General features: G+C 47.2%; 23 protein-coding genes. 18 read left to right on the top strand and 5 right to left on the bottom strand.

Features of this window, described 5'->3' with window-relative positions; all coding sequences use genetic code 11:
• Positions 1–264 precede the first annotated feature (264 nt).
• From LEUMU_RS27570 to LEUMU_RS0123490, 17 genes are read left to right on the top strand one after another with little or no spacing between them, the layout of a single operon-like run.
• A complete protein-coding gene (locus tag LEUMU_RS27570) occupies positions 265–954 on the top strand; it encodes a TIGR03759 family integrating conjugative element protein (RefSeq protein WP_022954762.1) in 690 nt (229 codons plus the stop codon).
• Entirely contained in the window at positions 951–1,703 is a 753-nt protein-coding gene (locus LEUMU_RS28445) for a lytic transglycosylase domain-containing protein (RefSeq protein ID WP_022954761.1), read from the top strand. Before LEUMU_RS27570 ends, LEUMU_RS28445 begins: the two co-directional genes overlap by 4 nt.
• Positions 1,696–3,738, top strand: coding sequence for a type IV conjugative transfer system coupling protein TraD (traD, locus tag LEUMU_RS0123560; protein WP_022954760.1), 2,043 nt, complete (start codon positions 1,696–1,698; stop codon positions 3,736–3,738). Before LEUMU_RS28445 ends, traD begins: the two co-directional genes overlap by 8 nt.
• Positions 3,735–4,421, top strand: coding sequence for an IncC plasmid conjugative DNA transfer DtrJ family protein (locus tag LEUMU_RS0123555; RefSeq protein WP_022954759.1), 687 nt, complete (start codon positions 3,735–3,737; stop codon positions 4,419–4,421). Before traD ends, LEUMU_RS0123555 begins: the two co-directional genes overlap by 4 nt.
• A gap of 7 nt (positions 4,422–4,428) precedes the next feature.
• Entirely contained in the window at positions 4,429–4,944 is a 516-nt protein-coding gene (locus tag LEUMU_RS0123550) for an RAQPRD family integrative conjugative element protein (protein ID WP_084708226.1), read from the top strand.
• Positions 4,944–5,717: a lytic transglycosylase domain-containing protein gene (locus LEUMU_RS29370; protein ID WP_022954757.1), complete on the top strand. Its 774-nt coding sequence runs from the start codon at positions 4,944–4,946 to the stop codon at positions 5,715–5,717. Before LEUMU_RS0123550 ends, LEUMU_RS29370 begins: the two co-directional genes overlap by 1 nt.
• A gap of 8 nt (positions 5,718–5,725) precedes the next feature.
• Complete coding sequence (locus tag LEUMU_RS0123540) at positions 5,726–6,133, top strand: hypothetical protein (RefSeq protein WP_022954756.1); 408 nt, start codon at positions 5,726–5,728, stop codon at positions 6,131–6,133.
• Entirely contained in the window at positions 6,134–6,484 is a 351-nt protein-coding gene (locus LEUMU_RS0123535; protein ID WP_022954755.1) for a DUF3487 family protein, read from the top strand. It begins immediately after the preceding gene.
• Entirely contained in the window at positions 6,481–7,119 is a 639-nt protein-coding gene (locus tag LEUMU_RS27555) for a PFL_4703 family integrating conjugative element protein (RefSeq protein ID WP_022954754.1), read from the top strand. The genes LEUMU_RS0123535 and LEUMU_RS27555 overlap by 4 nt, the downstream gene beginning before the upstream one ends.
• Positions 7,119–7,958: a TIGR03749 family integrating conjugative element protein gene (locus LEUMU_RS0123525; protein WP_022954753.1), complete on the top strand. Its 840-nt coding sequence runs from the start codon at positions 7,119–7,121 to the stop codon at positions 7,956–7,958. The genes LEUMU_RS27555 and LEUMU_RS0123525 overlap by 1 nt, the downstream gene beginning before the upstream one ends.
• Before the next feature lie 2 nt (positions 7,959–7,960).
• Positions 7,961–9,382: a TIGR03752 family integrating conjugative element protein gene (locus tag LEUMU_RS28435; protein ID WP_022954752.1), complete on the top strand. Its 1,422-nt coding sequence runs from the start codon at positions 7,961–7,963 to the stop codon at positions 9,380–9,382.
• Positions 9,345–9,776, top strand: a complete 432-nt coding sequence (locus tag LEUMU_RS0123515) for a TIGR03751 family conjugal transfer lipoprotein (RefSeq protein ID WP_022954751.1) — start codon at positions 9,345–9,347, stop codon at positions 9,774–9,776. Before LEUMU_RS28435 ends, LEUMU_RS0123515 begins: the two co-directional genes overlap by 38 nt.
• 41 nt (positions 9,777–9,817) lie before the next feature.
• The gene (locus LEUMU_RS27545) at positions 9,818–12,544 is read left to right on the top strand and encodes a conjugative transfer ATPase (RefSeq protein ID WP_084708225.1); all 2,727 of its coding nucleotides are present in this window, start codon (positions 9,818–9,820) and stop codon (positions 12,542–12,544) included.
• Between the two features lie 2 nt (positions 12,545–12,546).
• Positions 12,547–13,050 carry a hypothetical protein gene (locus tag LEUMU_RS0123505; protein ID WP_022954749.1) on the top strand — a complete coding sequence of 168 codons (504 nt, stop codon included), beginning with the start codon at positions 12,547–12,549 and terminating at the stop codon, positions 13,048–13,050.
• Positions 13,051–14,049 carry a TIGR03756 family integrating conjugative element protein gene (locus LEUMU_RS0123500; protein ID WP_022954748.1) on the top strand — a complete coding sequence of 333 codons (999 nt, stop codon included), beginning with the start codon at positions 13,051–13,053 and terminating at the stop codon, positions 14,047–14,049.
• The gene (locus LEUMU_RS0123495; protein ID WP_157474556.1) at positions 14,006–15,508 is read left to right on the top strand and encodes a hypothetical protein; all 1,503 of its coding nucleotides are present in this window, start codon (positions 14,006–14,008) and stop codon (positions 15,506–15,508) included. Before LEUMU_RS0123500 ends, LEUMU_RS0123495 begins: the two co-directional genes overlap by 44 nt.
• 11 nt (positions 15,509–15,519) lie before the next feature.
• Positions 15,520–17,088: a conjugal transfer protein TraG N-terminal domain-containing protein gene (locus LEUMU_RS0123490; protein WP_022954746.1), complete on the top strand. Its 1,569-nt coding sequence runs from the start codon at positions 15,520–15,522 to the stop codon at positions 17,086–17,088.
• Between the two features lie 717 nt (positions 17,089–17,805).
• Here LEUMU_RS0123490 and LEUMU_RS0123480 read toward each other — a convergent pair.
• The 4 genes from LEUMU_RS0123480 to LEUMU_RS0123465 all read right to left on the bottom strand — a co-directional run bounded on the left by LEUMU_RS0123480 (position 17,806) and on the right by LEUMU_RS0123465 (position 21,222).
• On the bottom strand, positions 17,806–18,297 hold the full coding sequence (locus LEUMU_RS0123480; RefSeq protein WP_157474553.1) for a hypothetical protein: 492 nt from the start codon (positions 18,295–18,297) through the stop codon (positions 17,806–17,808).
• A gap of 751 nt (positions 18,298–19,048) precedes the next feature.
• Positions 19,049–19,333: a hypothetical protein gene (locus LEUMU_RS0123475; RefSeq protein ID WP_022954743.1), complete on the bottom strand. Its 285-nt coding sequence runs from the start codon at positions 19,331–19,333 to the stop codon at positions 19,049–19,051.
• A gap of 142 nt (positions 19,334–19,475) precedes the next feature.
• Positions 19,476–20,354 (bottom strand): nucleotidyl transferase AbiEii/AbiGii toxin family protein, encoded by an 879-nt coding sequence (locus LEUMU_RS0123470; protein ID WP_022954742.1) that lies wholly within the window; start codon positions 20,352–20,354, stop codon positions 19,476–19,478.
• Positions 20,344–21,222, bottom strand: coding sequence for a type IV toxin-antitoxin system AbiEi family antitoxin domain-containing protein (locus LEUMU_RS0123465; RefSeq protein ID WP_022954741.1), 879 nt, complete (start codon positions 21,220–21,222; stop codon positions 20,344–20,346). The genes LEUMU_RS0123470 and LEUMU_RS0123465 overlap by 11 nt, the downstream gene beginning before the upstream one ends.
• Positions 21,223–21,751: 529 nt before the next feature.
• On the opposite strand from LEUMU_RS0123465, the gene LEUMU_RS27540 reads away from it, so the two are divergent.
• The gene (locus LEUMU_RS27540) at positions 21,752–22,468 is read left to right on the top strand and encodes a thermonuclease family protein (RefSeq protein ID WP_022954740.1); all 717 of its coding nucleotides are present in this window, start codon (positions 21,752–21,754) and stop codon (positions 22,466–22,468) included.
• Between the two features lie 188 nt (positions 22,469–22,656).
• Here LEUMU_RS27540 and LEUMU_RS0123455 read toward each other — a convergent pair.
• Positions 22,657–23,528: DinB/UmuC family translesion DNA polymerase (locus tag LEUMU_RS0123455; RefSeq protein ID WP_026745068.1), on the bottom strand; the 872-nt coding region annotated here is incomplete at its 5' end.

The raw sequence follows: 23,528 nt of genomic DNA, 5'->3' as shown, positions 1-23,528 counted from the left end.
GCTGCCAACTATGAGCAAGCAGCGTAAGCAAGTTGAGAACGAGCGACTAAGGCCTGTGTTGGCCGTCGCCAAGGCAAGCACGACGGCGGTACCCGTTCGCGCTGTCCTAGCGAACAGATTGCCACCCAAACCAAAATACGCAAGCAGGCAGCGCTCTGCTATTAAGGTTGCCACACCATCAAAAGCACTATGTCGCTATATCATTAGAGACTTATCCAGGCCTAACTCCAAAGTGGTGTATTGCATGCCAAAGCGAGCTTACTGATGCGCCGCCGATATGCCATATTAGCCGGTGTTTTACTAATGCCGTTGTTCGCTAATCCAGTGTTGTTAACGGCCAAGGAGAAAGTGCCGGATACCACTCAGTTTAGTGAATCTACTCTAAGTCAGGCAGCAATCAGTCAGGCTAAAAGTTGGGACTTATTACCCAAAGACTGGATGGACTACCAAACCCTCATGCAAGGCCCGCGCGGACTATGGAGTCCTGACTTGGATCCAATTACCGTGTTAGGCATTCATGCAAAGACGGTATCAGAGCGAGAGTATTATGCCCGTAAGCTGGTAAAGATCGAGCGCCAGCGAGTTGAACAGGAGCTGGCATTTGAAGCAGCTTATCAGGCAGCGCAATCACAGCTGTTCGGAGATATACCATTGTACCGTCAAGGCCCGGCACCTGCCGGTGGCTACGGTGAGGCGAAGAGTACTCAGACCGTTGATTTCTTTTTAAAGCTGCCTTGCAAGGTCTGTGAGCCCAAGCTCTCGGCACTCATTGAGGCAGGTGTCACCGTCAATATTTACTTTGTCGGTGCAACGGCGAAGACGATTAAAAAGTGGGCCGTGTCAATGAACATCTCACCCGCAAGAGTGAGCAGTAAACAGATAACGCTTAATCTTGATAATGGTTTATCCCTGAGTCGGGGTATCACTAAGTTACCTTATATGGTTGAGCGATGAGCATGCGATTTTTGATGCTATGTGCCTTGTTTTGTGGACAGTCTGCTTTTGCAGATTCCAGTCGTTATGACCACTTAATTGAAAAACATGCGCGTCACTATGGTGTGGATTTTTCATTGATCAAAGCGATGATTCGTCAAGAGTCAAACTTCAAATTAAGAGCAGTATCAACGGCAAATGCTCAGGGCTTGATGCAAATGATTCCGGCTACAGCCAAACGTTTTGGCGTGACCAATGTGTATTCTGCTGATCAGAATATCCGCGGTGGTACTCGCTATATTAAGTGGCTACTGAAACGCTATAAGGGGAATATCGAATTTGCATTAGCGGCCTACAATGCAGGCGAAGGTAAAGTGGATCGCTATAAGGGGATACCTCCTTATCGGGAAACGCAGCATTACGTTAGACGCGTAAAGCGTTTCTATAAAGAATACAAACAGTCCAGATTGGGCTTGGCAGTTACAACGAAACCGTCAGTGTCTCCAGTCCCAAAGATTCGTGACCTTGCTGCCTTATTGGTGTCACAAACGCCGGTAAATCGGGCAACCGATGGCCAGCGTCCGTCACTAGAACAGCGATCATCAAGCCAACCGGTTCGCCAATCTGCTAGGTTAAAAACAACCTCTGCGCGTAGTCCTCAGGTCTTTCAATCACAGGCAGGTGTTACCCGCTACCGATCAGTGACTCTGCAGTCTGAGGTTGGCCCAATGAATGGGCACACCCGAATTCGGGCAACGGCTGATGAGTAAGGTTTATCAAATAGAGGCCTTGCTGCGTCCGGCTATTGAATTTAATACGGTACTGGTTACAGGCTTGTTCATGGTGTTCCTGTACTGGGCTCCAGGGATTATCTTTATGACGCCGTCGGTAGCGAATCTGACATTGCTATTGTTGAGTATCCTACTAGTCATCCGTGCCCGTCAGGGATGGCGAATCGTACGTTATAAGAAGAACCTTAGAGCCCTGCCTTACTATGAAATGAGTAATAAGGAGATACCGGTCTCTAATAAGGTGTTGTTCGTGGGTAAGGGCTTTGAGTGGCAGCAAAGGCATGTCCAGAGAATGCGCGATATCTCATTATACGGGGGACGACGATATACCGAGCAGTCCCGAAGCTATCGGTTTGTACGGGCCTGTGAATTGCGCTTTGAGCACAACCTTTGCATCAGTCGATTGTTAGCGCCGTTGTCGGCCAATAGTCGCTTTAATCCATTTCGTCCGGTACCAAGTATTGGTGGGCATCCTGAGATTCATGCGGTTGGCATGTATGAAGGTGAGAGTAATGTCACGTTGAATCTTGGTGAGCGCAACGGGCATACCTTGGTTTTAGGAACCACTCGGGTTGGTAAAACTCGAACCGCAGAGGTTCTGATCAAGCAGGATATCGCGCGTGGTGATGTCACCATTGTGTTTGATCCGAAAGGTGATGCTGATCTGATGCGTAGCACGTTTCAGGCTGCATGTGATGCTAAGCGAAAGTGCTATGTATTTCATTTGGGGTATCCAGACATCTCTGCCCGCTATAACCCGATTGGTAATTTTAGTCGGATCACTGAAGTTCCAACAAGGATTACAGACCGGGCCTCAGGTGAGGGCAGTTCTGCCGCCTTTAAGATGTTTGGTTGGCGGTATGTGAATATTGTGGCGCAGGCGTTGGTGTTCCTGGGATACATTCCAGATTATCAGAGTATCAACCGGCACATTTTATCCATGGATGAGTTATTCGTGGAGTTCGGTCATGCCTTCTTTAAAGGTCAGCGGGTTGAGGATTATTCTGAAAAGCTGGCGACACTCGCTGCGGCAGTGAACCATAACCAGCTGCCTCCCGCGATTCGTGGGCGGGACAATGAAGCCATTGCGGTAATGCAATTGTATAAGAATGAGGAGTTATCAGATCCAATTTTTGATGGTTTACTCTCATCGTTTCGGGCCGATAAAAGCTATTACGATAAGATTGTATCCAATATGACGCCCTTGCTGGAGCAGTTAAATACGGGGCGGACTAGTGAGTTGTTAACCCCTGATTATCTGGACTTGGATGACCCTCGTGAAATCTTTGACTGGAAGTCAGTCATTGAGCAGGAAGCTGTGGTTTATGTGGGCTTGGACTGTTTGAGTGATTCGGTGGTCGGAGGTGCTGTGGGTGCTTCAATGTTCAGTGACCTGACCGCTACCTTAGGCGGAATTTATAAAGGCAATTCAAAAATCCGTCGTATTTGTCTGCATGCAGATGAGTTTGCAGAATTACTGGGTGACCAGTTTATTCCTCTGGCCAACAAAGGCGGTGGTGCAGGTTTGCAAATCACCGCCTATACCCAAACCAGTGCGGACTTAACGGTGGGGATTGGCAATGCTGATAAGGCCAGACAGATTGCCGGAAACTTCAATAATTTGTTGGTATTGCGGGTTAAGAATAAGGAGACCGCTGAGTTTCTAACAGAGCAGTTGCCACAAGTTCAGGTCGCTCAGTTAACCACGGTCACCAGTGCCAGAGACAGCTCAGAAGTTGATACAGAGACGCACTTCACGTCCACGAATGAGGACAGGATAACGACTGAGAATGTGCCGTTATTGAGCCCTAGTGAGCTAATTGCCTTACCTAAAGGGCAGGCCTTCTTATTTACCGAAGGAAACCTGTTTAAGGTCAGAATTCCATTCTCGCATACCGATGACAGCTTGCCTGATGCACTGGAATCCATTGCGGAAGATATGAAAGAGCGTTACCTGAGTACCACACCTGAGGATTGGTTTAAACGCAGCGAAGCGGGCAAGGGATACGTATGAACCAAGCAGCTTATGCCACACAACAGAGCACAGTGCATAAACCTCAGGGTATCCTCGCCAAGAGTATTGACCGTGTGCTGAATGTCGCCGCATGGCTGATCTTCGCCTTGATATTCAATGTGGCGATTGAGTGGGGTGGGATCTTTTTTCGTTACTGGGATTTATCCGGTGCTTTGCATTCATCACAGATGTTAAGTCTTGAACTGGGTTGGTTGAATCAGGACTTTGGGCGGGTAGTAGGTCAGCCTGCTGCTGCAGCGGTTGGCTTTGCCAAGCAGTTCTATAAGGCGTTGTTCGTGTGGTCCGGTAGTGATGTCTTACAGGGCATTTCTGTCGGCATCGGATATCAGCAATACCTAGAAGCGACAACTAACATGGTTTACTTATTTGCGGTTCGCCTTGTGGTGATTGTGTTTTCATTCCCGGTCTTTTTGGTGTTCGGGGTGATTGGTTTAATCGACGGCTTATCACAACGGGATCTGCGTCGATTCGGCGGAGACAGAGAGTCATCCTATTTTTGGAATCGTGCAGTGGTGCTAATCAAGCCCATGTTTATTTTGCCGTTTGTAATTTATCTGGCCAGTCCGTTTTCGATTCATCCGAATTGGGTAATCCTGCCATTTGCAATCTGCTTTGGCCTAACCGTCTGGCTTAGCAGTTTGAAGTTCAAGAAGTATTTATAAGGTGATCATGATGTTCAGACTAAAGTGCCTAGTGCTATGGGTATTGCTGATGCCGGCTGCAGCTGCGGATTATCCGGTCTCGCTGGAGTCTATCCTAGATGATTTAACGGCCAGCTTTACGATCATAGATGAGGCGCAGCGTAATGCAGATCGTCAGGAACGGTTCCGCTTTGAGTATCAGGATCTACGTGCAGATCTGGTGACCGTAAAGCAAGGGCTAAGAGCTGCATTGCAGGGGGCTGAGCAAGGCTCGTTTCTGCCACGTGCTTTATTTGTTCAATACGGTTATGCGGGTAAGCGCACGGAAAGCCGTTTCTTGCTGTTACTGATTCAGGAACTAAACCGCCTACATGATGACTGCTTGCGCCTAGAAGCAATGGAGTCTGAAAGTGGTACTAATCGACGAGTTGATTTTAATTTTATTGCCAGTGACTTAAGTGCAGTTGTTGATGCCATTCGTATTGCCATCGCCGGTGCTGGCGAAAGACCAAGACGCTTTCCTTCAGGATCTGGTGAGTATTGATGCTGCGTTGTGGACCAATGGGGTTGTTGCTATTGCTACTTGCGTGGCAAGGGATAGCGGTTGCCAATGATCAGTTTGATGATTTTATTGCTGAAGCTTCGCAAGCCTATGGAGTGGATTCGCGTTTGATTCGGTCGGTGATTCGACAAGAGTCTCAATTTGATCCCAATGCGCAGTCTGCTGTTGGGGCTCAAGGTTTAATGCAGCTAATGCCGGATACGGCAAGTGATATGGGGGTTAGTGATCGTTTAGACCCTCGTCAGAACATTATGGGTGGAACACGTTATTTGGCGCAGCAGTTGGCAACCAATGATGGCAATGTCGTTCTGGCTTTGGCGGCCTATAACGCAGGGCCTGGCAGAGTGCAGCGTTACGGTGGTGTGCCACCCTTTGAGGAGACGGTAACGTATATCCGAAGAATCTCCGGGTTTCTGGAGGAGTCTGGCTATGGCGCTCTGGCTTTATCCGGATTACCTGAAAGTGTTTCATCAACGCCCGCAAGTACGTCAGGTACGTCGTACAAACCAATCAATACGCCATCACTGAGTACCGTGATGGCCTCGTTTGAAGCCGCAGTAGGTATCCAGGCGTCAGCCATCCGACGAGGGCTGGTATATGCCTTGATCGTGATCATTCTGGTTTGGCTAAGTTGGCAAGTTCTCTTTGTAGTGAGTGGCTTACGAGAGCATCAATTTTCGGTGACCTCATCCCTGATCTACATCGTTCGTTCACTGGCACTAGCCAGTATTTTTATCACGTTTATCTCAAACTAGGAGTGTCTATGATAAACCCGACCCAAAAAAACCAAGGACTGGTTTTTCAGTCATTTAGCCCATTGTCGTTACTTGGCTTACTGCTCACCATCCTCGCCAGTACTTTCTTATTAGGGACGGAGGTGCAGGCTGCCGCAGGGGCTTTACCCACCGTGGGTACTGATGGTGGAGAGATTGCGACAAACACGGCTAGTTTTTTCAAAAAATATGCGCAGTACATCATTTTCGGATCCGGTGCTATTGCCTTCGTGATCGCCAGCTTCTGGATTATAGGATCCATTAATGATTGGCGACAAGGAAAGCCTGGTGCCACCTTAGGCAGTGTTTTGTTGATGTTCTTTATCGCAATTTTGGCCACGGTGTTTGTGATGTATCTACTGACTCAGGGTCTGGCGATTCTGAACGATAACTTCTAAATGAAGCCTTCGATTCCATCACTGGTCCCCAATCGGATTGATCGTGATCCCGCCATTATCAGAGGAGTGACGGCTCCAGAGCTGTACTTGATTATTGCCATGGCAATCCCGCTGGGCTTGTTTGGGGTACTAGTGATGGGATTGATCTTCCAATCTTTTTTTGTAGGGATTGCCTTCGGCATGATGACTACAGTGTGCGTATTGATTGTCGGAGTGCTAATGATCGCAGCGATTAAGCGTGAGCGTCCAAATCATTATCTGACCCACGCAGGCTACATCAAAGTAGAAAGGTTGGGGTTCAAAGTGGCTCCTTTTATCCATAAAACCACCAGCTTTAAGGTTAGCCGATGAATCTTTTTGATGACCACAGTGAGAACCAAACCGCTTTAATCCGAGTGTTCGGGACCATTATATTCACCTTAATTATGGTCATTATGTATCAGGTACACACCATCAATAATGTACGTCAGGACATTCGTATCGCGATTCCACCAGATCTGTCCTTGGGTGCCTCATTAGTGCCGGATGAAATTCCAAAAACAGCCGTCTACGATTTTGCCAGCCGGATTTTCCAATCCTTACAACGCTGGAACCTCAATGGTGCAAAGGATTATCGGGACAACATAGAACAATACAGTGACTTTTTTACCCCGCAATACAAGGCGTTTTTATTGAGGGACTTTGAGCGCCGAGCAAAGGCGGGTGAATTGAATAACCGGGAACGGGCATTACAGCCGTTACTGGTGAGCTGGGATTATGACCGGGTCAGCATCAGTCGCCGGTCTAACGGACTAGCCACCGATTGGGTCGTGGCATTGGATATGGAGCTACAGGAAACCTATCGGGGTGAAGTAGTGAAACGATTGTTTTTGCGCTATCCAATGATAGTGACCCGCCGCGAGGTAGATCGAAACCGCAACCCTTGGGGCTTGGTATTAGGTGGCTATGCAGCGGAGCCTGAACCATTAACTCTGGAGACAAAATAATGTTTAAACACCTACTTATAGGGCTGACTCTACTGTGCATCAGTTGGACTGCTCATTCAGAAACACCGCCAAAGCAGTACGTTTGGAAAGGCGACCCTATCGCCGTGTCACTCAGCACTCATGCGGAGCAGCGCATTACCTTTCCGGGAGCCAAGCTGGTCTGGGCGGATATTCCGAACTTTGTGAAAGATAAGCTAAAGACCCAGATTGTCGGTAACAACGTGTATTGGACGGCCAAAGCGGCATTCAAGCGAATCCGGATTACTTTAGGAGAAGAGGGAAGTGGCAAAGTCTATTTATTGGATGTGGTGTCCAGCAATGCCAGATCCAATAATACTCGCATTGTTATTAAAGATGGTGTTGACCCCTACGGTGCTGTGGCGGCTAAGCCTGCGATGCCACGTAACACACCGGTTGACCGGGCACAGAAAAGGAGTCGGTCTCCGATTGCAGGATATGCCTCCTTGCTGAAGTTTGCTGCCAAAGAGGTTTATGCACCTGAGCGGTTGCGTGATAAAGGCACTGGTATTATCAAAGTACCCACGGGACAGCAAACGGTTCAGCACTTATTGCCAGGCAATGCTTACCATGCTCGCACTGCGGTCGCTTGGCGGGCAGGCGGCTTGTACGTCACTGCCGTTGAGATATCCAACCGTAGTCGCCAACCCTTGAGGTTGGATCCACGGGAGATTAGGGGAGTGTGGAAAGCGGCCTTATTTCATCGTAATGCCTTAAGCGCAGCAGGTTCCCGAGGGGATAATACCACCTTGTTTCTGATCTCGGAGCAGCCGTTTAAGGTCGCAGTTCAAAGCCATCCCATGATTCGGGTAGGGCGCTAAGTATGAAGCAGAATAAACTGGTTAGCGTGTTGGTGTTGCTGGTCTTTTTGATTGTAGGAGGCATCGTCGCCTTGGCCGCTAATGATGAGAGCTTACAAACGGCTGAGCCAGACTCGACCTTATCCTTCTTTGATTTTGGTAAAAAAGCGCCGGTAACTCAGGTGCAGCTTGATGCGGATACTGCAGAACATACACTGAGTAATATCGCCAGAGACAGCGCAGATATCCGTTCGCAGTTTAAGGGTTATCAGGAGGGCGCTAGTCAAAGCCAGCAACAAATCGATCAACTGGCAAAAGTGGTTCAGCAACTGACAGAACGTAACCAGTTGCTGGAACAGCAAATTACAATGCAATCCGGCACCATCACACAATTACAGCAGCAGCCTGCCCCATCGTTTGACATCGACTCGCTGCGATCCAGTCTGGTTAGTGACATCAAGACTGAGATGGAGTCTTTAAGAGGGACTTCATCAAACACTGATACCGCTGATTATGAAATTCACTCTGATGCCGTGGAGCCAGAGCCAGTGGTACCGGTAGATGATGGCAGTACTTCCAGAGTTCGCAGTATAAACCTGCCTCTAAATGAGAAAGGAGAGTTGGATTCAGGGTACCTTGATAGCCTGAAGCCTGTCACTTCAGTGCCACAACCAGAGTCCGAGAGAGTGTCATCTTCGGACTCAGAGCGCAAAAAATCTGTGGTGATCGATCCGCGCTATACCGTGTTTGCGGATTCTATCTTAAATGATGCTCTTACCGTAACGCACCTGATTGGTCGTATCCCGCGCGATGGGGATATCTCAGATCCGGCTCCTTTTAAAGTCATCATTGGTAGTGAAAATCTGGCGGCCAACGGTTTTGAGATTCCTAACCTCAAAGGCATGATTATGTCCGGTATTGTCTACGGTGACTCGATGCTTAAGTGCGTTAGAACGAAGCTAAAGCGGGCAACTTATATTTTCGAAGATGGACGTGGGATTACGTTTCCTAGTGGCAACAGTGGACGAGATACGGTGATTGGTTATCTGACCGACCCTTATGGCAACCCCTGCATACAGGGAACCTACTACACCAATGCCAAGCAGCAGCTTCAACGATCATTTCTAACTGGATTAGTCGCGGGTGCTGCCAATGCTTTTGCCGCGTCACAAACGACCACCAATCTATCCAGCACGGGGTCTACCTCATCCAGCGTGACTGGTGATACCGAGAAATACATTGCAGGTGTGGCGCTATCTAATGGCACCAACCGCATTGTTGAACACCTTCAAAAGCAAGAGTTTGATATTTGGGATGCGGTTGTTGTGCCGAGCGGCCAGCGTGTGGCGGTACACATGGAAATCACTTTAGAGCTTGACCAAACATCATTACAAAGGAGAGTTGTATATGCGCCAACAAACAATCTACACAGTTTTACTGACTAGTATTCTAATGGGCGGTTGTACTATCGTTCAGGCTCCGGATGAGTCTTCACCACGCCCGAAACCTGCTCAGGCAAGTATGCCGCAAGGTCAAACGATGAAAGATATTCTAAGAACGCATGCCAATCAAAGCAGTGTTGCGCCGGTGGCCGAATATCGTAAAGTGACCGTCAATGCGCCGCCTGCTAACGGTTTGACTAATTACGTTGACTATACGCGTTCTCAGCAAAAAGAGCTGAACGGGATATTTCCACGGCTGCCGAACCCTGATATGTGTATGTATGTCTATCCGCACCTCTCCAATGAGCAGGCAACCGTGCCGGGTTACACCAGCTGCTTTCCGTTATATGACCGTAATCAATATGCTCTGCCGGGAGAAATGAATGCGGCCTGGTAATCGCCCACTATCACCTTGTCAAGTAATCGGAAGTATCTAAGATGCAGCAATCCTCAGAACATACGGTGTACTCACGAGTCCGTCGGGTGAGCCCTCCCTCGGGATGGTCGACGTGGTTAAAGCGGATAGTGGGTGTGTACCCACGATTAGGTCCGGTTCCTGTTGAGCGTTCTAAAATAGAACAACCAATCATTCAAGGTGGTCCACTTCCGGTGGATTCTTTTATGCCATTTGCTCCGTTTCAGCGGTTTGATCCGGAGCATCAGCAAATGGTCACACCTGATGGTCGCAGGGCTGTATTTTTAAATCTGGTACCAGCGGATATTGAAGGGCGTGAGCAAGCAATTATTGAGGAGATTGCCAATAAGGTAAGTATCGCATTTGAAAATATTCCGTCGAGTAATCCGGCGTGGATTATTCAGATCTATATTAATGATGAGCCGATCAAGGCGTTGATTCATAACGTCTCTCAATATGCGCAATCGAAAACAGAAGGGTTTCCTTTCCAGCGTGAATGGCTACGAGTATTGGATGAGCACTTTCGATTGGCCTCACGCCGAAATGGAGTGTTCAAAGATCAGAAGTCTGGACTGAATTGGCGAGCTAAGTACCGAAGGGTTCGTCTGGTGATCTATAAGCAGTCTCGTGAGGTCAGTCCGGAGGCTTTAAATGGTCAGGCTTTGCGGTTAGTTGAAGGCTTGAATGAGGCGGGAATTAAAAGCTCAAGGATGCATGGAAAAGCGGTCTATGAGTGGTTGATGCCTTGGTATTCGGGTGAGCGAGACAACGCATATAATTTCCTGGATCAGTTTGAATACCCAGAAGAGGCGGAAGCTAACGGTGAGCTGGGGCCAGGTTTTGATTTAGCCGAGATGTGTTTTCGAGGCAATCAGGTAACGGCAGATGCGGCCAATCAATGCTGGCACTTTGGTCAACGGGTAAACCGATTTATTACCTTGCAACCGTATCGGGGAATACCACGTGCTGGCCTCTGGAATATTGAGAGTACCGGTGGTGGTGCCCCGTTTGATCGGATGCCGGACGGAGCCATTTTGTCCACGACATTAGTCATTGAACCACAGGATGCGGTAGAGGGGAGATTACAGAGCATTATCAATGCGTCGATTGGAGATAGTCAGGATGCCATGCTAACGTCAACGGAGTGTACCGAAGCGTTGCAGTGGATGGCTAAAGGCAATCGCTTAATCACCTGGTTATCGGGACTCTACATTGATGCAGAAACGATTCCTGCCTTAAATGACTTAACCTCAAAAACCATTGCTGCGGCGAATGCCGCCAACTTTGAAGTGATTAACCCAGAGTATGACTTACAGACTCTGGATACTTTTGCCCGTTGTTTACCGATGGCATTTCGCCCCGAACTGGATCGCCGTGTGCAAAAGCGTGCGCGTCTCTCCTGGGATAGTCATGCTTCTCGGTTATTGCCTTTATTTTGCAGAGGTCGGGGGACTCCGCACCCTGGTATGTTGTTCTTTTCAAGAGATGGGGAGCCGGTGCAGTTTGACCCCTTGGGCGCAGATAGAGAAAAGAATGCTCACTTGTTGATGCTGGGGCCAACCGGTTCTGGTAAGACTGCCACACTGGTGAGCTTATTGTTGCAAACCATGGCAGTTCATAAACCACGCTTGTTTTTGATCACAGCACTACCGACATTTTATTTGTTAGCTGACTACTACGAGTCCCAAGGATTGAGTGTTAATAAAGTACAAATCAATTTGTCCACGCCACCCTCATTACCCCCGTTTAGTGACATCACCAAACTAATAACCAACGAAGAGGCAGGCCTTCTGGTTAATGAGCGGGATATTTTGGGTGAAGCAGAGATATCGGCTCGCTTGATGATCACCGGCGGGGACCCTGATGAAGAGAGACGTCTGCGAAAAGAGGACAAGGCCTTAATCAAGCAAGCGATCCTATTGGCTGCCAAGACAGTGGTTGATGCTGGACGAGATCAGGCTTTGACTGAGGATATTGTGATTGCGATGCGAGAACTGGCTCAGGATCAGGAGAATTACAATCAGTCTCAGCGAGATTCATTAAGTAACCGGGCTGCGATTATTGAAATGTATACCATTGGCTTTGAGGGACAGGTGTTTAATCGATCCGGAGAGCCTTGGGAAGATGCTGATGTCACCATCGTCGAGTTAGGTCTGTTTGCCAGAAAGGGCTACGAGGATAAGTTGGCCATTGCTATGGCGGGACTGATGGCGAAAATCAACAATGTGGTTGAAGACAATCAATTTAGCGGCAGACACACCATCACGGTCATCGATGAGGGCCACATCTTGGTGAAGAATCCATTGATTGGGCCATACCTGAATTCGATTACTTCCATGTGGCGAACCTTTGGTGGATGGCTGTGGTTGGCTACGCAGAATTTGGCACAGTTTCCGGAGTCGGCACGGGAGTTATTAAACCAGCCGGAGTTTTGGATTTGTCTGAACACAGATGAGGACGAAGTGGCCCAAATTACGCGTTTTAAAGAGCTCTCCGATGAGCAGCAGGGCTTATTAAAATCGACGCGTAAGGAGGTTGGGAAGTACACCGAAGGCGTCGTGATGTCTAAGAAACTGATGACGCTATTTCGTAATGTCCCTCCGGCACTTGCGCTGGCGTTGGCACAAACTGAACCGGATGAAAAAGCACATCGTCGTCACATCATGAACGAGCTAGGCATCGATGAGCTAGCGGCGGCAAGGCATATTGCCACTGAAATCAATCAAAAACGTCAGCGGCATGGAGGTTAGTCATGCAACGATTAATCGGTATTTTCCTACTACTAATTAGTAGTTCAGTGTTCTCTGAGAATGTAGAGATCTTTCTAACAACTGGGCAAGCGTCATCTATTCGTAATTTAGATCAGGCAAGAGAGGACGGCGATACCTTGGTGTTTTATTACTTGGATGCCAGAGAAAACTTGGAGCAGAAGGTTAATGAGGCAGTAACACAGGTGTTGCAACCCAGCTTGGACAAGGTCTTGGAGGGGCTTTCTGATGGTGATCTTAGTCAGTTATCTGAGGAGGCGATTGGCCAACAGGTAGTGGCTCATCATCAGCAACACTCCTCAGCGGATCTGGCTAATGTACTCGCTAGCATTATGGATGCGGAGTATCTGGCAGCGTTAAACCGTGCCGCACAAGATCAAGCTTATGCCACGCAATACGGCATTGCACCGGCAATGCTGCCCGCCATATTGCTTCGTGGTCAGGTGTTTCCTAAGGTTGATGACTATGCTCGATTGAGGTTCCCCTAAATGGCCGCTAACTGTGGGATCAGAAGAAGCCTTAAGCACGCCGTGTTGATGGCTGTTGGGGGATGGTTGATCGCCTTGCCGGCCGTCGCGGAGACGTTTAATACCACGGATGTTTTGCGGGTCGCATCAGATGGACGTTCATGTCTTAACTATCGAATTACCAGTCAATGTGTGTATGCCTACATCAGCTGCAATCTATTTGGCTGCAAGATTAAAACACAGCTGCGTGACCGCATTGAGCATCGCTTACCGGACTTGATAGTGACCGCTTTTCAACAGCCAGGAAAAACACCATTTACCGAAATTCGAAACACAGCCAGTGTGGCGGCATTAGCGGTTTTGAATTCCCCTGCAATGCAAGCCGCATTGGGTGACACAGCATCCGGCGGTTCGGTGCAGTTCAACAATGGCCGAGGGATCAAGCAAGGGCTTACCTTTAATGAAAGCAATGTGGTTGGTACCCCGGTCATTGAGGTCATTCGAAACGTCTACAAGTATCAGGTGCCATCACTATCAGGGTCTCCTTATCTCTGCCCCAGTGCGGTTACGCCGCTTAAGCCATATTTCATGAGTGAGCTGGACGCCCTTGCTTGGCGCAGTGCGGCATTAAATACGAGTATGGAATCGTTGGTGCCTGGGCTTCGGGAGATTGGTACCAATCTGCTTAAAACCTGGGGCAGTGTGTATCCACGGATTGGCTTTGTGATGCAAAACCAAGCTCCTAAAGCGGCAGCGGTCATTGCGCAGCGAGCGATTGATCTGGTGACTCAGCGTCATCAGCGACCACACATTTATAGCCCGTTTGTTGTTGAAGGTGTCTCGGAAAAAAGTCCTGTGTGGCAAATGATTTCACCGACTCCGGCTAGCCATTGTGAGGCGTTTGGGGCAGAAGGTGAGTGGGCGGCGAATAAGCAAACGGAGTCTGGTGAGTTTGCCTGGAACTATTGGAAAGAATATGAGTGTTGCAAGCCGGGTCGTGGCTGGCGAATTTACCCATAACGGAGAACGACAGATGATTAAACGGATGCGATACCCACAATTAGCGGCGGCGACTTTATGCCTGCTAAGTACCAGCAGTTATGCCGAAGAGCCGGTGTTACCACCTTATGATATGACTCAGTTCTTTTACAGCATCGGCAGCGGAACAGGGATTCGGGAAGTCGGTGGAGTGGACGTGCCGACGAACCTGATGCTGCGCCGTGACTTTGCAATGATGTTTGGTAGTGGGGTGTTTGATCCGGTGTACTCAATCAAGCAAACCCTAAACAACATTCAAAATGAAGTGGAGTCGAAGCTGGTTGGAATTGGTACCGAGATCACGGCGTCAATTTCCGCTTTGCCAGGGTATATTTTTTGCAGGGCGAACCCGTTGGCTTGTCAGTTACATGAAAATTACACCACGCGGGCTGAAGAAAAATCGAAGGTGGCGGTTAAGTATCTGGAGGATATGGAGCAGCAGGTGGCCAAATCCCGTGATCATTTGGAAGGCTGGTTTCAGGCTGCTAAAGCGAACCATTTAGTGACCGCCATGAATACTGCAGCAGCACGCGGTGAACAGGATTTAGAAAAGGTCGTGGACGAGGTACGTCGTTTCTCCGGAAAGGAGGGGCTTAGATGGTTGGGTGGTGAGTTTGCCGGTGGTGATAGCCAGCCACCGATCAGGCCAATCGCTGATACGGCCAAAGCCGGATTTAACATGCTGTTGGGTAAACCTGTGACCAATAAGTTAGCGGTAACAGGGACGGATCCTATGCTGTCGATTTGGGACACTCCAGAGGAGGCTGGTCAATGGATTGCGGAGGTCGTTGGGGAGTTTAGACCAGACATTAATAACAATGTGATGCAGCGAACCGCTGGCACGTTAACCCAAGGCAGTGATGACGGAGATTCAGGCCTTGGTGGAGAGGATGTTCTGCTAACGCGTCAGTTTCTGGAGCAAGATGTGTCGACTCCGGCTTTAGGGTTAACCGGCAAAGTACGCAAAGAGTCGCAGACTATTCAGCAGAAGTTACGAACCTTGTCGGCTTTGAGTGGTATGCCTACTGCTGAGCAGGTTACGCAGATTATGGGGGAGTCAGGTAATAGTGTGATTCCTCGGGACTTATTTAACATCCTCAGAAGCTCAAAAATAGAAGGCGCTTTAATTCGTCGAATTGCTGAGGATATTGCAATCAGTAATGTGATTGGCTATGCCTTGGAAGCGCGTCGGGTATTAATTGCCGGGCGCAATGAGCCGCATATTGGCAGCTACCAAGTTGCACAACAGGAGATCGCTCAGAAAATCGCAATTCTGGAAAAGGATATCGAGATGCTGATGTTTGAACGCAAAGTCTCCCAGTCACTATTGAGCGAGACCATTGGCAAGATCTATCAATACTCGGATGACCAGCTACGTAATAGCCGCTTGATACCTAACCCATCCTCAGCCAAACGGCTGGGGTATGGCGTAGCACAATAGGGGAGTTGAGCATGGATGTGGGGAGCAGCTTTAGCATTTACGGTCACTTATTCGGGTGGTACGCCAACAATCAAATCGTAGGGTTCCTGATTCTGAGTGGGATTTGGTTGGTGCCTTACTTCTTCATTCTATATCTGGCTATCTTTGGTGGGCGGGGTAACGGGGAAGGGCATCGCTATAACCCGGTCAACAGCCTGATTACGCTGGAAATCCAGATCTATTTATCATTGTTAATGATTGCATTGTTTTTAAATCCAATGGTTCCGGTGAGCAAAGCGAACTTTGCCTATGATAATGGTACGAGTCTTGAAACCGGAGCCGGTGGCGGTTCTGGTTTTAGCGCTCTGTCGGCAACGTTACCAGATACCGTTAAAATCCCTCCGGCCTGGTATGGCATGATTGTCTTTACGCATGGGTTTAATCATACCTTAAAGCAAATTCTGCCCACTGCGGTGACGGTTAGGCAGTTGATGCATCAGGTCCAACAAATCGCAGTGAAGGATCCCGTGTTGCTGGATGAGTATCAATCCTTTAAAGCGCATTGCATGGTGCCGGCACAAGCTCGATATGCGTATACCATGAGTATTTCAGGATCTCAGTTAGCGACTCAGGTTGCCGGTGAAACTCAGCATATTCAAAGTCAGATTGATGCGGCAGGTGAAGACTTATCCGAAGAGTGGAAGATTGCGACGGGCTATGCTGGAAATCAGTTTTATACCAACTACTTTTATCAAAATACTATTTGCCCGAGCACTGACCCTAATGGATCTGGATCACTCTGCATCCCTCGTGGTGCTCCACCATTGACCCCTCATTTGGCAGGCGAGCGCTTCAGTGATTTAGGGTGTTTTGATTGGTGGGATAATGGTGGCCTGACTGGGTTTGGGTTAAAAACGCGCTTACAGTCAGACTTTAATGGCAGTGGCGTACAAGCAGGGTTAAGTACCCTGTTTTTTGATACAGATAAGGCTTTGTATGGACAGCTGACCCGGACCAATCTGGCAGCATCCGGTGGTGATGCAGGGATTGGCAATCGCGAGGGAAGTGTCTTTCAATGGGCGATTGAAAAGGGGAGTGCGTTAATGGGCGGCATGGGTAATGCTGTGAATCAGTTCGCCACAACAATTGTGCGTTTTGCCTTGCCGATTTTACAGGGCGTTGTGGTCATGTTTATCGTCATTATTTTGCCGTTTCTGATTCTATTTGGACGCTATCAACCCAGTAGTATTGTCTCGACAATGGTAACCATTTTTGGGCTGTTTTTATTGCCAGGAATCTGGCACATCGTTACTTGGCTTGATCAGGTCGTTTTACAAGCTGTATGGTCAGATCAGAATTACTTTGTTGGTCAGGTATCCATGGGCCGCGTAGCCTGGGATCTGGTGATTCTAAGTAGCTATGCGGTCTTTACCTATTTGTGGATCCTGTTAGTGGTCTCAATGGGCGGTCGGGCGGCGAGCTCTATGGGGTCTGCGATGAGTGGGGTGTCATCTGCCAGTAACTCGGCAATGAGTGGCGGTGTAGGCTTAGCTAATAGCTATGCTAGAGGTGTTAAAACCAAAGCTTCGGTTGGGAAGTAATGAGTCACTGTGACACCGTTATGATTGAATCGGCCTAAGGTAAAAAAGAGTTATCTGATGAAGTCATGAGGTTTTCTTTTTTGCTTGTACTCTAGTTGATTGATTAATAACCATTTTGGTTAAAATGTAGGCCTGCCTCACGCTACGGTGGTTGTTGTTTTGCTATCAACACGCTTATCCACAGATTTTGTGGACAACACACTGTCTCTGTGAGGCGGCTGTGTTGTGTGACTATCTGAGTGTTTGTAGCTCTGCCGGAGTAGTGACTTTAGGAAACATAGTATGTGTGGACTGGCTCTAATATGTTGTTAGGCCATCATAAAGAACAAAGAGCCAATGAATATCCGCTGGTCTAATGATTAACAATAGTTCATCAAAGTGTTTAATAATATCCCCACAGTATTTTCCCCACCATGCTGTCTACCCCCAATCAATTAGGTATAAAAATAATGAATAAGTCCTTCTATGATGATTGTAAAATCCGGCGCCAACATGCAACCCTTCAGAATGAGGTTAGCGAGACTGAGGACCCTACTCCACTGAAGCTGTCACAGTTGAAAACTCTGGAGTTAGTAATGAACACCTATCAGTGTCCAAGGTACAAAGCAGAGTTAGCAGTAGCTAAAAGCTAATACCCCTATAACGATATTTGCAGCTTCAAGAAATCTCAAATTCTGTTGCTTCATTATGTTTGTAGAGCGGATGATATGGATGTCATTAAGCGGATACTCGATTGTGTTTGATCAGTTGGTTAAAGTCCTTAATGACAGCCATAACCCAGTCTAGGTAGGCGACTCTGGTTTTTGAGTCAGTGTAAATTGCGATAGTACTTCTTAACGGAAAGTGTAGGCAGCCATTTTCAATAGCCTCAAAGCTAGGTAGCTTAGTTGGATCTATACCTGCAAAATGTAGTTTAGACCACAGTATTCTTGTTCCTTCATCAATACTAGTATCTTGAAAGTTGGCTTTCGCCTTTTCAGAGTGTAAAGCACTGCCATCAATTAAACGCACGATGTCACTAATTGTGCAGGTCTCCTGAGTACAACGGTATTGAGCCGCAGATTTGTTATTCCAGATGATATTAAGTATTTTTGCTTCAGGATGTAACTGGTTAAATGCACTCACTAAGCTGGCGCAGACAAACTCATCATCGTCTAAATGGATCGAGACTGTTTTCCAACGAGCGGAGCAATGTTCTGTATCCTGCATGTCATTCACTTGGTTAGTCGGCTTAAACAAGTCTGATGCCGAAGGGAGAGGGTCAGTATCAACCTTTAGCTTAGTAAACCACCCATTCCTATGATGCAACGAGATTGCATGGCCCGCATAGCTGGAGCTGGGCATAAGTGAGAAGCCTGTTATTGTTTTTTTTATTATTGATATCATGATCAAGTTCCAAGGAGTGATTTTCTTATCTGTTTAATTTTATATCATGCCTTATGCCGTCTGAATATATAAAAATGCTAAAGCATGTAATTTACGAAATAAATGGCCTGGAAACATGACAGGAATTTGAGCAATAAAGATAAATTCGTTGTTCTTGAGAACTAGTTAAACAGTCTTAGTCTTTGACTGGCAAAGCCACCTTTAGTGGAGGCGCAGACGTAAATTATAGAAACTACGAAAGCATCTCGCCGACGTTGCATAAGTGCAGGTCAAAGCAGCAGAGGATGGTGTAAGAGCTGCCCGAATGGCCGCAACTGCCGAACGTGCGGCAAAGCCGTACATCAAGTTCGGGAGTGTCTTTGCGGCGACTCGGGCGGCCTGAAAGCTTCCTCTGTGCAGTTTGAGCTGTCCTGGCGCAACCTGGAACACACTAGACCGGTAGACTTGTTGCAGTACACTGATAGCCGACCCAGTTCTAATTGGTCTCGGCAAAAGAGGTAAGCGTTTCAATTTAAAAGTGGATGGGCTTCTGAGTGATCAGTGATATTGGTCTCAATCACAAATGAAGCCTAGTTTAGACTTCTGCAAAAAATTTTCCTCGATACAATATACTTAGGCGATCTTTTGAGAAGCTCATTTCTAGAATATCCACTCCAATCATCTGCTTAGAGGCCTCATTGAAGTAGGTGGCATCTTGAAGCGTGGCTTTATTTTTCACAACACAGTTAAGTATTTTTTTAGTATCTTTAAGATCAGGAACATGGGTTTTACCCATAGTTTCGCCATTAAAGAATACTTCCAGAGAACCAAGAGCCCAGTTTGCTTGGTATCGAGAGTCATCAGGGGAGTTAATTTTCATTAAAACTATGCCTTTCTATATACATTGATCTATTAATGCACATAATACCAGATCGAAACAATAGTGAAATATATTTAAGCAGTCTGGCTTTTAACTTAAAAGATAGGCCTTTATTTGATTAAAATAAGACGGTAATCGATACTTAAATGCTGTTCGAAGACCCAAAAGATGACCAAGGTAGAGACTCATAAAACTCGCATACATGGTTATAGGCCAGATCAAATCTCGGTAGCTCGCCCATGACCTCATCCTTTAGTAATTCGTACCCAACAAGTGAGGCGGCTCTTACATCTGGTCTGCTGAAGGTGGAGGCTTGAATCAAAGAGGCGTCTAAGCGCGCTGCTGACTTGCGTTTAAAGCTATTTAGGACTTGCTGTTTTTCTGCCTCAGATAGTGGGGGGCAGGTTGTTAGCAAATACCAAAGATCATAGATGTCTTGTCGCCGGTTACGTTTTCTAACCACTTGTTGAATCACTGACCTTAATTTTTCAGCGATAATATCCACTAACGCATAAGCTTGAATGACCTCTTCACCCGCAAGGCTAAGTTCTTCGATTTGATAACTGGCTTCATTAAAGCTGTAATCAATTTTAACGGTTTTGGGCGAGTCTCCTCGTTCAATACGTTGCATGCTTCGCTGGTCTCTGGGGTCTGAGTAAGCGATTTGCATTTTAAGAGAGGGGAAGGTGCCGCCCTGTTTGGGTTGGACTTTTAATGACTGAAGCCGGCAGGTGACTTGATACGGCAACTCATCCTCTGCAACCACTAAGGCATCTTTGAGTAAGTCAGAAAAATGTTGCTGATTGATGTCCTGGAGCTGATGGCCAATTGAGAAATCGATATCTTCTGTATAACGAGAGCTTTGGTATCGAATTCCTAGCAACATACCGCCTTTCATGATCATGTTCATACGCAGGTATTCATCACCACCAATACCATGCAAGATCAGATGAACAGCCTGCCTGAATAAGCGGCGATCCGCTGGGGCTGCCTTGACCCATTCGGCGATATTAGATTCCATCGGGCAAGTTTATCGAAAGACTCCAGGTTTCGGAATACGTTTCACTAAAGGGCTGCCCCGCAACTAATACTCTGGAGCCTCCACGCTGTGCCAGCGTCTTCCATGTTTCTATTTTGGGGTGAGAGAGACCTAAGTGTTCTTCCAGTACATAGCCCATACGGACCTTATCAATGGGCTTGCCATCGCGCTCAGTGGCTTTAACAATGATGGATAAATAGTGCGCGGCGTGATCCTCAAAGACGTTCAGCACATGCGCGAAACCGCCACAAAACTCGGGCTCCTTCAGCATGTCTAAAAAGGTTTGGCCAATCGAGGCCACTCGAACCCCACCACTATCATCTAGTGGCAGTGGATTCTTAAACAGCTTGCGTTGGTGTACCTCAATCTGTCGGTCCAGAATTTTCTCCTGAATAGTATAAGGCTTGACCGGTACAAAAGGGATGCGCTGATCATTTGGGAAATCGGCCGCAGCTAGTTCAGAAGCTAGCTGTTTGAACTGTGCCGCACTGCAGGTCACTACATGGAGAGAGTGAGGGATACGATCTGTCAGGTGATGCCACTCCATCGCACTTAAGTGAGACAAGTAACAAAATGGATTTAGCTTGCAGATTACCTGCTGTGCCGAGGGAGCTGGGTGACCCACTAATTTATAGACGGGCAAGTCCTGTACTGGAGTGATGATTCCGGTATTGATAAATGTTTTGATTAACGTGTTGATGTGCGCACTTCTCAGAATGGCCGTGTCCTGCTCTTGTCGCTTCAGTGCTGCCCGATACTTTACAAATTCATACCGACTGATTAGTGCTTCTGAGTGCTCGGTGAGTATCGTTTGTTGCAGTTCAACCGCTAATGTTTTTTTATCTGACAAGATTACTTATCCGCTGTATATGTCCTAAGGACATATACAGCGGATAAGTAATCTTGTCAATATTTAGAGTGCCGATACCTTCTGAAATCGATTAATAGTGTCTATACGTCATACGTGAGTACAGAGCCTCGATAAAGAATTGACCTTCGACTGGGTGAAAAGTACATGTCATCCATTTTGACTTCAGGATGGGCTTGGCTAAGGTCATAAAAGCGCTGTGCATCATAAAGAGCGCACTTTCTAGTTGACCAGTAGTCGATGATCGCTTGTGCCTCAGCTTTATTTCGTACTGCTAAGTGAGATATTAAAGTCCCATTTAAGTAACATTTGAGATGATTCACCGCTAATACAGCAGTGTAATCAGCATCAGTTTTTGAAATAATTTTCACGCTTATGGCATCTCTTGTTCGGATTACGCTGTGTATGAACGTTGATGGCGAGTAATAGTACAGGAAGATAATCTGCTAAAACCGGATATATCGTAATGGGTTAAAATAAAATAATAAAAGTGGTTTTTAGGACTGATATGATGAAAATATTAATATTTTTTGCTCTGCTGTCACTGGGTTTGATCAGTGAAATGAGTATTGCTGAAAACCTATCGCAGCCATTAGGGCTATGTGCTGTTTCTGGGAAAGTGATTAAGGTGACTGATGGCGATACCGTTAAAGTTCTCGACTCTGACAATGCTACACATACGATACGGTTAGCTGGTATTGATGCTCCTGAACGTAAGCAAGCTTATGGAAAAGCCGCTGGTAAGTACCTTGCAAAACAGGTCAATCAAAAGCAGGTGTGTATAGCCGGTAACAAACTGGATCGATACCGCCGACTGGTCGGTGTTATTTGGTATCAGGGTAGGGATGTTAACTTATCGATGGTTTCCGCAGGGTATGCTTGGCATTATAAAAAATATCAATTAGAGCAGTCGCCTGATGACAGAGCCTTGTATGCAAAAGCTGAAGTTCAGGCAAAGTCTGATGTGGTCGGCTTATGGTCTGAACCTAATCCAATTACACCCTCGGATTGGCGAAAAGGCGTCAGAACTAGTAAAAGCACAGTATCAGTACTTACTGAAAACCCCATTACACCAGAGCACTTTAGTTGCGACTCGAAGCGCTTTTGCAAGCAAATGACTTCATGTCGTGAAGCCTGTTTTTACTTGGAGACCTGTAATATCTCACGGCTGGATGGTAATCATGATGGGATCCCGTGTAACCAACAGTGTGATACTTCTTGTCCCTAGTCTCAGAAAAACAGACATGTTGCTTTTCGTTGTAAAACTTATCAGCTCACTAAATAAAAGCGGAATACATAGGAACAACTTCAAAACAGGACTACTATTCTCTGGTCGCTAAGAAAAGCCCTTAGTGCATTCCCCTTTGGGTTGTCTCATGCTTGGAGCATGGGGCAACCCATTCAACACTCAAGTAGCTAACGAACAGACTTTAGCTCTGAGTATTGTGTGGTATAACGAGGTGAACGGAGTCCTTGTTTCATACGCCAGCCAGCCTCAAACCCTTCACCAGCAAATCGCAAGGTCCCGTTTCCCATTTTCGCATTGATCATGTCTAAGGTACTCATTAAGGCAACAGAATGTTGGCTTTGATTGGTCTTTTCAAATAGGTCTTGTTGTTGAAAGCGGTGTGGAACCAGATCTATTAACAATACCCCCGCTCTTTGATAACTCTGACCTGGTAAGTAAATAGTCTTTAGTAGGTGTTGCGCTAACGCGGTTAATTCGCGGGTATCATCACTAGCAATCGTTAACTGTCTGGTGGTCGCATTGTTATAATACTCACGGCGCTCATCAAATGGGCTAGTGCTGATATGGACGCTGATAGCATTGGCTAACAGCTTCTGAGAGCGTAGCTTCTCAGATGCTCGGGATACGAAGTGGGTGATAGCGGCTCGCATATCTTGAAACTCAGTGACTCTCACGCCAAAGGAACGTGAACATAGAACCTGCTGGCGATCTGCCTGAGTCTCTTCCAGCTCAATACACGACATACCTTGAAGCTCCTGAACGGTTCTGGCTAACACCACATTAAAGCGTTGTTTTATGGTACCTGAATCACAGTTTTTAAGGTCTAGTGCGGTGTAAATACCTTGTTGTTTAAGTCTTTCAGCCCAGCGCTGACCGACACCCCAGACATCAGCAACGGCTACTGTCGCCAGCACCATATCCAGGTCTTCGGCATCTGATAGATTAAATACACCATTTAATCCAGCCCTTTTTTTGGAGACTCGGTTGGCAAGTTTGGCCAGCGTTTTGGTGGAACCAAATCCAACCGATACCGGAATGC

This window comes from Leucothrix mucor DSM 2157, from assembly GCF_000419525.1.
Classification (GTDB): domain Bacteria; phylum Pseudomonadota; class Gammaproteobacteria; order Thiotrichales; family Thiotrichaceae; genus Leucothrix; species Leucothrix mucor.
The sequence above is the reverse complement of the archived record's forward strand: the minus strand, read 5'-3'. Positions and strand labels throughout refer to the sequence as shown.

What these genes read in the sequence shown, in the direction of transcription:
- LEUMU_RS0123480 (WP_157474553.1), bottom strand. Translation starts at nt 18,297, where the DNA reads ATGCAGGATACAGAACATTGCTCCGCTCGTTGGAAAACAGTCTCGATC.
- LEUMU_RS27570 (WP_022954762.1), top strand. Translation starts at nt 265, where the DNA reads ATGCGCCGCCGATATGCCATATTAGCCGGTGTTTTACTAATGCCGTTG.
- LEUMU_RS28445 (WP_022954761.1), top strand. Translation starts at nt 951, where the DNA reads ATGAGCATGCGATTTTTGATGCTATGTGCCTTGTTTTGTGGACAGTCT.
- LEUMU_RS0123515 (WP_022954751.1), top strand. Translation starts at nt 9,345, where the DNA reads ATGCGCCAACAAACAATCTACACAGTTTTACTGACTAGTATTCTAATG.
- LEUMU_RS27545 (WP_084708225.1), top strand. Translation starts at nt 9,818, where the DNA reads ATGCAGCAATCCTCAGAACATACGGTGTACTCACGAGTCCGTCGGGTG.
- LEUMU_RS0123495 (WP_157474556.1), top strand. Translation starts at nt 14,006, where the DNA reads ATGAGTGTTGCAAGCCGGGTCGTGGCTGGCGAATTTACCCATAACGGA.
- LEUMU_RS29370 (WP_022954757.1), top strand. Translation starts at nt 4,944, where the DNA reads ATGCTGCGTTGTGGACCAATGGGGTTGTTGCTATTGCTACTTGCGTGG.
- LEUMU_RS0123525 (WP_022954753.1), top strand. Translation starts at nt 7,119, where the DNA reads ATGTTTAAACACCTACTTATAGGGCTGACTCTACTGTGCATCAGTTGG.
- LEUMU_RS0123505 (WP_022954749.1), top strand. Translation starts at nt 12,547, where the DNA reads ATGCAACGATTAATCGGTATTTTCCTACTACTAATTAGTAGTTCAGTG.
- traD (WP_022954760.1), top strand. Translation starts at nt 1,696, where the DNA reads ATGAGTAAGGTTTATCAAATAGAGGCCTTGCTGCGTCCGGCTATTGAA.
- LEUMU_RS0123550 (WP_084708226.1), top strand. Translation starts at nt 4,429, where the DNA reads ATGATGTTCAGACTAAAGTGCCTAGTGCTATGGGTATTGCTGATGCCG.
- LEUMU_RS27555 (WP_022954754.1), top strand. Translation starts at nt 6,481, where the DNA reads ATGAATCTTTTTGATGACCACAGTGAGAACCAAACCGCTTTAATCCGA.
- LEUMU_RS0123500 (WP_022954748.1), top strand. Translation starts at nt 13,051, where the DNA reads ATGGCCGCTAACTGTGGGATCAGAAGAAGCCTTAAGCACGCCGTGTTG.
- LEUMU_RS0123470 (WP_022954742.1), bottom strand. Translation starts at nt 20,354, where the DNA reads ATGGAATCTAATATCGCCGAATGGGTCAAGGCAGCCCCAGCGGATCGC.
- LEUMU_RS28435 (WP_022954752.1), top strand. Translation starts at nt 7,961, where the DNA reads ATGAAGCAGAATAAACTGGTTAGCGTGTTGGTGTTGCTGGTCTTTTTG.
- LEUMU_RS0123490 (WP_022954746.1), top strand. Translation starts at nt 15,520, where the DNA reads ATGGATGTGGGGAGCAGCTTTAGCATTTACGGTCACTTATTCGGGTGG.
- LEUMU_RS0123535 (WP_022954755.1), top strand. Translation starts at nt 6,134, where the DNA reads ATGAAGCCTTCGATTCCATCACTGGTCCCCAATCGGATTGATCGTGAT.
- LEUMU_RS0123475 (WP_022954743.1), bottom strand. Translation starts at nt 19,333, where the DNA reads ATGAAAATTAACTCCCCTGATGACTCTCGATACCAAGCAAACTGGGCT.
- LEUMU_RS0123540 (WP_022954756.1), top strand. Translation starts at nt 5,726, where the DNA reads ATGATAAACCCGACCCAAAAAAACCAAGGACTGGTTTTTCAGTCATTT.
- LEUMU_RS27540 (WP_022954740.1), top strand. Translation starts at nt 21,752, where the DNA reads ATGAAAATATTAATATTTTTTGCTCTGCTGTCACTGGGTTTGATCAGT.
- LEUMU_RS0123555 (WP_022954759.1), top strand. Translation starts at nt 3,735, where the DNA reads ATGAACCAAGCAGCTTATGCCACACAACAGAGCACAGTGCATAAACCT.